Source organism: Microtetraspora malaysiensis, from assembly GCF_001528665.1.
In the GTDB taxonomy this organism is placed as follows: domain Bacteria; phylum Actinomycetota; class Actinomycetes; order Streptosporangiales; family Streptosporangiaceae; genus Microtetraspora_A; species Microtetraspora_A malaysiensis.
Genome location: NZ_BBYJ01000015.1, coordinates 222,133 through 231,650 on the forward strand (window position 1 = coordinate 222,133; position 9,518 = coordinate 231,650).

A 9,518-nucleotide genomic window follows, 5' to 3' on the forward strand; every position below is an offset into this window, starting at 1 on the left:
CCCCATCCTGCCAGCTAGGCTCGAAGCATGACTGATCGGCGATTGCTGCTCGTACACGCCCATCCCGACGACGAGTCGATCGGCACGGGGGCCACCATGGCCAAGTACGCGGCCGAGGGCGCCCACGTCACGCTGGTGACCTGCACGCTGGGTGAGGAGGGCGAGGTCATCCCGTCGGATCTCGCGCACCTGGCCGCCGATCGGTCCGACACCCTCGGACAGCACCGCATCGGCGAGCTGGAGTCGGCCTGCCGGGCGCTCGGCGTCACCGATCACCGCTTCCTCGGCGGCCCCGGCCGCTGGCGCGACTCGGGCATGATGGGCGCCCCCACCAACGAGCGCGCCGACTGCTTCTGGCAGGCCGATCTCGACGAGGCCGCGGGCGCGCTGGTCGCCGTGATTCGCGAGGTCAGGCCGCAGGTGCTCGTCACCTACGATGAGAATGGCTTCTACGGCCATCCCGACCACATCCAGGCGCACCGTGTGGCCATGCGTGCGGTCGAGCTCGCCGCCGATCCGGGGCATCCCGGCGGCGAGCCGTGGCGGGTCGCCAAGTTCTACTACACCGCCATGCCCAAGTCGGTCATGAAGCGCGTCGCCGACGCGATGCGCGAGGCCGACGTGGAGTTCTTCGGGGAGGATGTGGACGCCCTGCCCTTCGGCTGCACGGACGAGGAAGTGACCACGGAGATCGACGCCCGCGCCCACGTCACCGCCAAGCTCGACGCGATGCGCGCGCACGCGACGCAGATCGCGGTCGACGCCCCGTGGTTCGCGCTGTCCAACAACGTCGGCCAGGCGGCGCTCGGCGTCGAGCACTTCATCCTCCACTCCGGCACTCCCGGCCGGCCCGGCGTCGGCGCGCCGTACGAGTCCGGGGGCATCGGCGAGCCGTACAACCGCGAGGACGATCTCTTTGCAGGCATCGACTAGTCACCCGGAGACCGGCAGGGAGCCGGTCGAGTCCCCGGTCGTCACGGGCGCGGCCTACGGCATGCTCTTCGTGCTCGGGGCCGTCCTCGGCGTGGTCGGCGGCTTCGCGCACGCCTGGTACGTCGGAGACGTGCCGGTCGCCGCGATCGCGTGGCTGGCCGTCCTGTTCGCCGTGCCGTTCGCGATGGGGCGGCTCCTCGGCGGCAAGCTGGGGGCGGTGCTGCCCGCCGCCGGGTGGATGCTCGTCTCCTTCTTCCTGGCGGACAAGCAGGCCGCGGGAGACCTGGTCATCGCCGGGAACACCGCCGGATACTGGTACCTCTACGGCGGCATGGCGGCCTTCGTGGCCGCGATCGTGATCGCGCCGTCCCGGGGGTCGTGGCTCCTCAGGCACTGACCGGCTCCTACGGGCGGCGGCTGGGACGGCGGTGAGCGGGACGGCATGAGATGGCATCGGGTCCGGCAGGTCGTCAACGTCGTCAACCTCTCCACCCCGGCCGGCCTGCTGATCGCGCGGATCGGCGGCGCCACCCCGCGCAAGGGAGAGCACGGCCTGATCTTCGCGCACGGCTACCGCATCCCGTTCCCCGTCGCCGGCGCGTTCACGGTCGGCAACGTGATCCTCACCAAGAACGCGGACGGCTACCTCGTCGGCGAGCTGCTCGACCACGAGTCCCGGCACGCCACGCAGTACGTTCTCTGCGCCGGGCTGCCGATGCTGCCGCTCTATCTGCTCGCGGCCGCGGTGTCGCTGCTGATCTGTGGCGACCCGGCCTCGTACAACGTGTTCGAACGGCTGGCCGGCCTGGAGGACGGCGGCTACGCCCGGCGGCGCCCCCGGTGGCGGCGAGCTCGTGACACCGTCAGGCCAGGGCACGCTCCAGCACGTCGAAGGAGCGATTGAGCAGGACGATGTGGTCGTCGCGGATGTCCTCCGGGCGATCACCGTCGAGCAGCCGCCGGAAGCTGGTCGCGTACGTCGAGCGGACGGCGGCGACGACGAGCGCCGCGGCCACCCGTGACCAGGGGCCCTTGGCCTCGATCTCCTCGAACAGCTTCGCGAGCAGGTCCTCGACCTCGTCAACGAACTCTCTGACCCGTGCCCGCAGCGCGGGAGAGTTCACCACGACCCGCGCGAAATGCTCGTACCCCTCGCCGATCCCGCCCAAGGGGTGGCCTTCGCGTACGAGACGCACGGCGGCTTGGCGCAGCGCGGTCAGCGGCTCCATGTCCGCCGGGCGCTCCCGGACCGTCCGGGCGATCAGGTCGGTGGCCTCCGGGATCCGGTCGAGGAAGAGGTCCTCCTTCCGCGGGAAGTAGTTGAAGACCGTCTTCGTGGACACGCCGGCGGCCTCGGCGATCTCGGCGACGGTGACCGTGTCGAACCCGCGCTGCATGAAGAGCCAGGACGCCGTGTCCGAGATCTGCTGCCGGGTCTCCTGCTTCTTTCGCTCCCGCAAGCCACTCATGCGAGAAGTATAGTTGATAAAAACTTTTAGTCGATGTATGTTTCGTGTCGAGGGAAAAACCTAGCGAGGAGGAACGGCATGTCGTATGACGCGGACGTCGTGGTGTCCGGGGGCGGTCCGGTCGGGCTGATGCTGGCCTGCGAGCTGCGGCTCGCCGGGGCGTCGGTCACCGTGCTCGACCGGCTGACCGCGATCGACCCCACCGTCAAGGCCGGATCGCTCACGGTCCCCACGGTGGCGGCGTTCCACCGGCGCGGTCTGCTGCCGCAGCTGGAGGAAGCACAGCGGCAGAACCTGCGGGGGTTCGCGCCGAAGGCGAAGACGGCGGCGGGGCCGAAGTTCATCGGGCACTTCGGCGGGATCATGCTCACCTCCGAGCATCTCGACCCGTCGAGTCAGGCCGGTGAGCACGGGCCGGCGGCCGGCATCACCCTCGTCGCCCAGCAGCAGGTGGAGGCCACCCTCGCCGAACGGGCCGCGGAACTCGGGGTGGACGTACGCCGCGGTGTCGAGGTGACCGGCATCGCCCCCGACGACGACGGCGTCACGGTGACCACCGACCAGGGGCCGGTCCGCGGCCGGTGGCTGGTCGGCTGCGACGGAGGCAGGAGCATCGTCAGGAAGCTCGCCGGGTTCGACTTCCCGGGCACGGATCCGGAGATCACGGCCTACCAGGCCATGGCCGAGATGGAGGGCACCGAGGCGCTGCCGACGGGCTGGCACGCCACCCCGACCGGCGTCTACGTGTACGGCCCGCACCCGCGCCGCATCCTCGTCGTGGAGTTCGGCGGCACGCCCGCCGACCGCGACGCACCCGTGACCGCCGCGGAGCTGGAAGCGTCGATCAGGCGCGTCACCGGAGTGGACGTCGCGGTCACCGCGATCAACAGCGTGACCCGGTTCACCGACAACACGCGCCAGGCGAGCACGTACCGGCTCGGGCGGGTGCTGCTGGCCGGGGACGCCGCCCACGTCCACCCGCCCTTCGGCGGGCAGGGGCTCAACCTGGGCGTGGGGGACGCGGTCAACCTGGGGTGGAAGCTCGCCGCGGTGATCCGGGGCCAGGCCCCGCACGGGCTGCTGGACACCTACACCGCCGAGCGGCACCCCGTCGGCGCCTGGGTGCTCGACTGGACCCGTGCCCAGATCGCCATCATGCGGCCCGACCCGCACGCCAGGGCGCTCCGGCAGGTCATGACCGATCTGGCCAATACGACCGACGGCACGACCTACCTCGCCGGCCGGATCTCCGGAGTCTGGCAGCGCCACGACCTCCCGGGCGACCATCCGCTGGTGGGCACGAACGCGCCCGACCTCGAACTGGCCGACGGCTCCCGGCTCGCCGACCACATGCACGACGGCCGGGCCCTGCTGCTCGACCCGTCCGGCGAGCTGAGCGCCGCCGCCCAGGGATACGACGACCGGCTGAAGGTGGCCGACGGGCCGCTCGGCCTGCTCGTCCGGCCCGACGGGATCGTCGCCTGGGCGAGCGACGACGGCGCCGAGCTGGACGGGCTGGACAAGGCCCTGTCGGCCTGGCTCGGCACCCCCGGCTCACCGGCCACCGCGTAGGCCCGCCCGGAGCCGTGCGGCGGGGTCAGACCTTCCCGATGTCCGAGGACAGGTCGAGCCCCAGGACGTGGTCGAGATGCAGGAACGTCTCGAAGCACGTCCCCGGCGCCACCGAGTCGTCGGTCTCCAGCTCGCGCACCAGCCGCAGCGCCCGCGGCGTGTCGAGGTCGTCGTCGAGTGCCTCACGGACCGCGGCGGCCCGGCCGGCGGCGATCGGCGCGCTCGGCGACTCCGCCCAGCGGGCCACCCGCCCCCGCCAGCGCCGTACCGTCCGGTCCGCCGAGCGCAGCAGGTCCCAGGTCAGGTTCACCGGCTCGCGGTAGTGGTGCTCCAGGAACGCGAGCCGTACGGCCAGCGGGTCGATCCCGGCCGCCGCCACCTCGGCGAGCAGCGACCCCGCCGCCTCACCTCCCTCGAACCGCAGCGGCCCGCCCACCACCCGGTGCCGGCCGCCCGGTCCGCCGTCGCCGAACACCAGATCCACCGGCTCCCCGGCGTACGGCAGCGGTGAGAACGGGTGCACGTTCAGCGCGAGCGGCGCGGCGAGTTCGCGGGCGTCGCCGCGGGCGAGCACCCGCAGGCCCTGCCGCTCGGCCACCCGCCGCACCAGGTCGGGCAGCAGGTACGTCAAGGGGTCCGGCGACGCGGGGATGTGCATCCGCAGCGCCCGCGCCCCGGCCGGGACGACCTGTTCGACGCTGTTCCGCAGGGTGTCGTGGAGCCGTAACATGCTCCGAGCCTAGGCCGTGTCCGGCACGTCATGCCCTGCCGCGCGCGGTCCGGATGGCGCTTCGTCACGTTGTCGCCCACCCGCGAATCAGCGGGCGAATATGATCAGTCGATTCGCCGCGATTGTGCTCGATGCCCCCCGTGAAACTTCACCAGGCCGGCCTCAGGAGTCGAGGAAGCCGAGGATGTCCCGGTCGCCGCGCTCCCGCAGCCGGGCCACGATCTCGTCGCGGGCCGCGCCCTCCGGTAGGCCGATGCGCGCCCCGATGAGCCGCAGGCCCTCGGCCTCGGAGGCCACCGGAGCGGTGTAGCCGATCAGGTGCAGCGCCCGGTTGAGCGGGGCCAGGCCGGGCGCGGCGGTCGGAAGGAAGCGGGTCAGCAGCTCACCGCCGTCGGAGACGGTCATGAAGACGTGGTCGCCCTCCGACGCGTTGTATCCCGCGAGCACCGGCCGGATGGACCCCATCGTCGGCTGGTTGTGCCAGCTGATCACCACGTCCCCGGACGGGGTGGAGGCGGTGAGCTGGCCGCCGGGAGCCATCCCGAGGTGCGCGGCGAACCCGGTCGGCAACGGCGATCCCGAGCCGCGCAGGTGCTCCGGATTGATGTCCACCCGGTGCCACCAGCGGCCGTCCCTGCTGCGGAAGCAGCGGCGGGTCATCGACACGTCCCGGCGCGGCTGGTACGGCTCGGCCTGTTCCTGGCCCGCCACCCGGATCCAGCCGCGCTGCGTGCGCTCGAACCCCGGCCCCCCGGCGTACGCGCGGACGGAGCTCTCGCTCACCTCGTACCGGGAGGTGAGGTTGTTGACGATCGTGCTGACCGACGCCTCGCCGCCCGCCCGCTCGATCTCGCGCGTGATCATCTCGCGGATGCCGAGGTACTCCTCGCCGCCCCAGCGGCGCAGGCCGTACTTGTTGCGGTCGAGGCGCAGGAACCGGTCGTCCGCGGTGAGCTGGTTGCGGATGCCGACCAGGCTGTAGTCCTCGCCGATCCGCGCCTGGATCTCCTCCGGTGACAGCGCGGTGCCGGCGACGGCCAGCACGGCCTCGGCCTTGTCGTTGACGCTGCGCGGCCACGGGACCACGTGCTCCTCCAGCACGCGCAGGTGCGGCACGGCGGCGAGCCAGCGCTCGGCGACGTCTTCGCGTATGCCGAGCTGGGCGGTGAGGGACACCGCCTCGGCGAGCGGGCGCGGGCCGTCGGCGAAGAGCTGCCGCGTCTTCTCCCGCAGCTCGTCGGCGCCTCCGGCGATCAGCCAGCCGTCCACCTGGTCGTAGCCGCTGAGCAGCGTGCGCAGGAACCGCCAGGCGGGGATCTTCAGCGTGGCGAGATCGGCGCGGTGCCACGGCACCGCCGCCGCCAGGTCGTCGGCCGGTACGGCGGAGCCGAGACGGCCGCGGAGCCAGTTCAGGTGCGCGGTCAGCGGGGCGGCGTCGGGTGAGGCGAGCCACGACTCGACGTGCTCGCGCAGGTCGCGCTCGATCTGCCGGATGCGCTCGCGGGTCACCGAGAACCGCTGGGCCAGCTCGTCCAGCGTCACCCGCTGCTCGGCGTAGAGCCGGTCCCTGGCGATCGCGCGCTGCCGGTCGTCGAGCTTGGCGAAGACCTCGTCGATGATCTCGGGGATGGGGCGCTCAGGAAGCGCGGGCGCGACCGGGGCGCCGGGCTCGTCCTCCATCGGCTCGGTCTCCAGGAGCTTGCCGATGACGCCGGCGAACAGGTTCTGTACGGTGTCGCGCGAGCCGGGTGTCTGCAGGCTCTCCTGCGGGTTGGTGAACCTCAGCAACGGCAGGATGTCCCCGAGCGCCAGGTGCCCCCAGCACGCCGTGGCGAGATCGGCCAGCCGGGAGACGACCCGCTCGATCCCCACCGCCGCACACGCCCGATCGAGCGGAATCGCCTGCCACCACGCGTCTGGAAGACCGGGGTCGCTCGCGATCGGCTCGACCTGACTGGGGGCGGTCCAGCGCAGGGGAGGCACGATGTCGCTCAAGCTAAGGTTCATGCAGGTCCAACCGGCAAGGGGAATATATCCGCAGTTCAGACTATGGGATCAGGCGGGAAGGAAGGGACTTGCCCGTCCGGTGTGGGACACGTAGAGCATCTCGCTGGCCCGTGTGCATGCCACGTAAAGGAGCCCCCGTTCGCGTTGCAGATCGTGAGCCCGAGCCGTCGGATCCTCGGCGGCGGGGGTCAGTGCCTCGGGTGCCGGAACGATTCCGTCAGCCACGCCTATCACGGCCACCCGACGGAATTCCAGCCCCTTCATGCCGTGCAGCATCGTCACCTTGACGCTGATCCCGGCCTGCTGTAGCGCCGCGCGCGCGGCCCGTACCAGGTCGGTGCTGCGGGCCGCCACGGCGATCTCGCTCTCGGGCACGCCGTCGGCCAGCCACGACGAAAGGTGGGACACCAGCCCGGCGAGCTCCGCCTCCTGGGAGACGTATCCGAGAACCGTCGGACGCGGCCCGTGCTGCAGCGCGCGATAGCCGTGCAGCTCCGCGATGCCCTCGACGAGGCCGTCCGCGGGGCCGCCGCCGCGCAGCCGGATGCCGAACGACAGGATCTCGTGCGGCAGCCGGTAGGAGATCTTGAGGTGGAACCTCCGGACCGGGATGCCGAGCCCGGCCAGCGCCACGCGGGTGTCGAACATCCGCTGGTGCGGGTCCCCGACGATGAACATGTCGTTCGGGGCGAGCGGCACCGCCGCGCGCAGCAGCCGCCACTGCGCCGGGTGCAGGTCCTGCGCCTCGTCCACCACGATGTGCCGGTACGGCTCCCGCCCCGGAGCCTCGTCACCCAGCATGTCGCCGGTGGACCGGCCCAGCAGCTCCGCCGCCTCGGAGGCGAGCTGGAGCAGCGTGCGGCGGCCGGACGCCCGCAGCCGCTCCTCGACGTGCTGCACGGCCCGCCAGACGGTGGTGCGGATCTCCGGGGACAGCTCGACGGTGCGGCCGGAACGCGGGGCGGCGAGGTACTCGTCGAGGGTGCGCAGGTTCTGCGAGAGGATCACCTGCTCCCACTCGCGCAGCAGGAACGCGGCACCGAACCGGCTGCCCGCCGCCTCCTTCCACAGCGCGGCCAGGTCGCCGGTGCCGACGAGGGTCGGCGGGCGGCCCTCCGCCTCGGACACGATCCGGTGCGCGAGGCGGTCCACGTTGCGTACCTCGATGCGCTCGCGCACCGTCTCGTCATCGATGATCAGGTCGAGCCGCGCGGCCAGCTCCGACGCCAGCGCCTGGGAGAAGGTGACCAGCAGGACGGGGCCGGCCCCGGCCCTGGCGAGATAGGCGGCCCGGTGCAGGACGATGACGGTCTTTCCGGTGCCCGCGCCTCCGGTCACCAGCGTGGACTGGTCGTAGCGCTCCCAGTTGGAGTAGGTGTGCTGCGGCGGATAGAGGAACGTGGCCCAGTGCGGGGCGTTGAGTATCCGGTCCAGCTCCTGCTGACTGGTGGCGAAGGCCGCCCGCCCCGGGCTGCGCTGCAGCGCCGCCACCAGGTCGTCGGGGTCGATCTCGCCGGGCTCCATGCAGCGGCAGCCGTCCAGCTCCGACCAGGCGGCGGCCAGCGAGCCGCCCTTGACCAGCGCCATCAGCGGCGCGAGCTGACTCTCCGGCAGGAACGGCTCGATCCCGGTGAGGTGCGCCTCCGACGTCATCAACCGCAGCAGCGGGAGCAGGGTCGGGTCGATGCCGATGTCGAGCAGGTCGTTGTCGCAGAACATCTCGAACAGGCGGTCCCGGCTGCGCCGCGACGCCCGATGCAGCGCGGCCTCCGACTCGTCGATCGCCACGGCGTCCCACACCTCGACGACACCGATGGCCGAGTTGACGCCGACGCGGTGCCGCTGCGCGTACGACCACGCCTCGTCGTCCGGCAGCACGGTCAGCAGCCAGTAGGTGTCCTCATGCCGTACGACGACGCCGCGGTGGCCGGCGGACAGGCGCAGGGTCGCCACGCGGGGGTCCCGGCCGTTGCGCACCCGCTCCGGATGCGGCGCGGCGAGGGAGTTGTTCAGGAACCGGCGCAGCGCGACGGCGGCGTCCCGCCGGGTCTGGCTGTCCAGCGCGGCGAGCTTCCGGACGAAGTCCGGTGAAATGACGAGGTTCGGCATCTCCGGCTAACCCAACAGGGAGAGGATGTCGCGGTCCCCTCGCTCTCGAAGGCGGGTGAGAAGTTCGGTCTCGTCCACGGGGCCGGCCAGGCCGATCCTGGTGGCGATGACCCGGAACGCCTGCTCGCGGGTGCCCCCGGGCGCGGTGTAGCCCACCAACCGGAGCGCCCGCGCGGTCGCGTCCCCGCCGCTCGCCGCCGGCAGGTGCCGTACCCGCAGCATCCCCTCGTCCGAGAGCGTCAGGAAGATGTGGCTTCCCTCCTTGGCCGCCATCTCTGTGAGGATCGGCTGGAGCGATCCGAGGGCCGGATGGGCCTGCCACGAGAGCGTGACGTCCCCGGCGGCGCTTCGCACGGTACGGCTGCCGCCCGGCGAGATCCCGAGATAGGCGGCGAACCCACTGGGCAAGGAGATCTCCGCTCCTTCCAGATGCTGCGCGGTCACGTCGACCCGCAGCCACCAGCGCCCGTCGGGCTGGCGGAAGCAGCGCCGGGTGAGCGCGACGTCCTTCAACTGGCCTTGCTGCATCGCCGGCGCGGCCGGCGGGAAACCGGGCGCGCCGCCTGGCGCGAAGCCCGGAGCGTGCCCCGGGCCCGGTGCGGGCGCGCCCTGCGGCGCTCCCGGAGGCGTGTGCGGGGCCGGCGCTTCCGGCGGCGGGCCGGAGACCGGGGCTCCCGGCGCCGGGGCGGGAGCGGGCG

Annotated in this window: 8 protein-coding genes and 1 pseudogene; 4 read left to right on the forward strand and 5 right to left on the reverse strand. The window is 72.3% G+C overall.

The window, feature by feature from the left end; all coding sequences use genetic code 11:
• The first annotated feature begins 27 nt into the window (after nucleotides 1-27).
• The 3 genes from mshB to AWQ71_RS20605 are packed head-to-tail and all read left to right on the forward strand — an operon-like array spanning nucleotide 28 to nucleotide 1,837.
• Nucleotides 28-933 carry an N-acetyl-1-D-myo-inositol-2-amino-2-deoxy-alpha-D-glucopyranoside deacetylase gene (mshB, locus tag AWQ71_RS20595; RefSeq protein WP_067135552.1) on the forward strand — a complete coding sequence of 302 codons (906 nt, stop codon included), beginning with the start codon at nucleotides 28-30 and terminating at the stop codon, nucleotides 931-933.
• Nucleotides 917-1,330: a DUF6113 family protein gene (locus AWQ71_RS20600; RefSeq protein WP_157570457.1), complete on the forward strand. Its 414-nt coding sequence runs from the start codon at nucleotides 917-919 to the stop codon at nucleotides 1,328-1,330. The genes mshB and AWQ71_RS20600 overlap by 17 nt, the downstream gene beginning before the upstream one ends.
• A gap of 45 nt (nucleotides 1,331-1,375) precedes the next feature.
• Nucleotides 1,376-1,837, forward strand: coding sequence for a hypothetical protein (locus tag AWQ71_RS20605; protein ID WP_067135556.1), 462 nt, complete (start codon nucleotides 1,376-1,378; stop codon nucleotides 1,835-1,837).
• Here the strand turns inward: AWQ71_RS20605 and AWQ71_RS20610 are convergent.
• The gene (locus tag AWQ71_RS20610; protein WP_067135558.1) at nucleotides 1,797-2,402 is read right to left on the reverse strand and encodes a TetR/AcrR family transcriptional regulator; all 606 of its coding nucleotides are present in this window, start codon (nucleotides 2,400-2,402) and stop codon (nucleotides 1,797-1,799) included. The genes AWQ71_RS20605 and AWQ71_RS20610 overlap by 41 nt on opposite strands.
• A 78-nt stretch (nucleotides 2,403-2,480) precedes the next feature.
• On the opposite strand from AWQ71_RS20610, the gene AWQ71_RS20615 reads away from it, so the two are divergent.
• Nucleotides 2,481-3,974, forward strand: coding sequence for an FAD-dependent monooxygenase (locus tag AWQ71_RS20615; protein WP_067135560.1), 1,494 nt, complete (start codon nucleotides 2,481-2,483; stop codon nucleotides 3,972-3,974).
• Nucleotides 3,975-3,999: 25 nt separating this feature from the next.
• Here the strand turns inward: AWQ71_RS20615 and AWQ71_RS20620 are convergent, their stop codons facing one another.
• The 4 genes and pseudogenes from AWQ71_RS20620 to AWQ71_RS20635 form a co-directional block, all read right to left on the reverse strand.
• The gene (locus AWQ71_RS20620) at nucleotides 4,000-4,704 is read right to left on the reverse strand and encodes a cysteine--tRNA ligase (RefSeq protein ID WP_067135562.1); all 705 of its coding nucleotides are present in this window, start codon (nucleotides 4,702-4,704) and stop codon (nucleotides 4,000-4,002) included.
• 162 nt (nucleotides 4,705-4,866) lie between these two features.
• Nucleotides 4,867-6,699, reverse strand: coding sequence for a sigma factor-like helix-turn-helix DNA-binding protein (locus tag AWQ71_RS20625; RefSeq protein ID WP_245658387.1), 1,833 nt, complete (start codon nucleotides 6,697-6,699; stop codon nucleotides 4,867-4,869).
• A gap of 60 nt (nucleotides 6,700-6,759) precedes the next feature.
• Nucleotides 6,760-8,820 (reverse strand): UvrD-helicase domain-containing protein, encoded by a 2,061-nt coding sequence (locus AWQ71_RS20630; RefSeq protein ID WP_067135566.1) that lies wholly within the window; start codon nucleotides 8,818-8,820, stop codon nucleotides 6,760-6,762.
• 6 nt (nucleotides 8,821-8,826) lie between these two features.
• Nucleotides 8,827-9,518, reverse strand: a pseudogene (locus tag AWQ71_RS20635) (hypothetical protein); the annotation flags it as partial.

Coding starts and splice junctions, on each gene's coding strand:
- AWQ71_RS20605 (WP_067135556.1), top strand. CDS start 1,376: ATGAGATGGCATCGGGTCCGGCAGGTCGTCAACGTCGTCAACCTCTCC.
- AWQ71_RS20615 (WP_067135560.1), top strand. CDS start 2,481: ATGTCGTATGACGCGGACGTCGTGGTGTCCGGGGGCGGTCCGGTCGGG.
- AWQ71_RS20620 (WP_067135562.1), bottom strand. CDS start 4,704: ATGTTACGGCTCCACGACACCCTGCGGAACAGCGTCGAACAGGTCGTC.
- mshB (WP_067135552.1), top strand. CDS start 28: ATGACTGATCGGCGATTGCTGCTCGTACACGCCCATCCCGACGACGAG.
- AWQ71_RS20630 (WP_067135566.1), bottom strand. CDS start 8,820: ATGCCGAACCTCGTCATTTCACCGGACTTCGTCCGGAAGCTCGCCGCG.
- AWQ71_RS20610 (WP_067135558.1), bottom strand. CDS start 2,402: ATGAGTGGCTTGCGGGAGCGAAAGAAGCAGGAGACCCGGCAGCAGATC.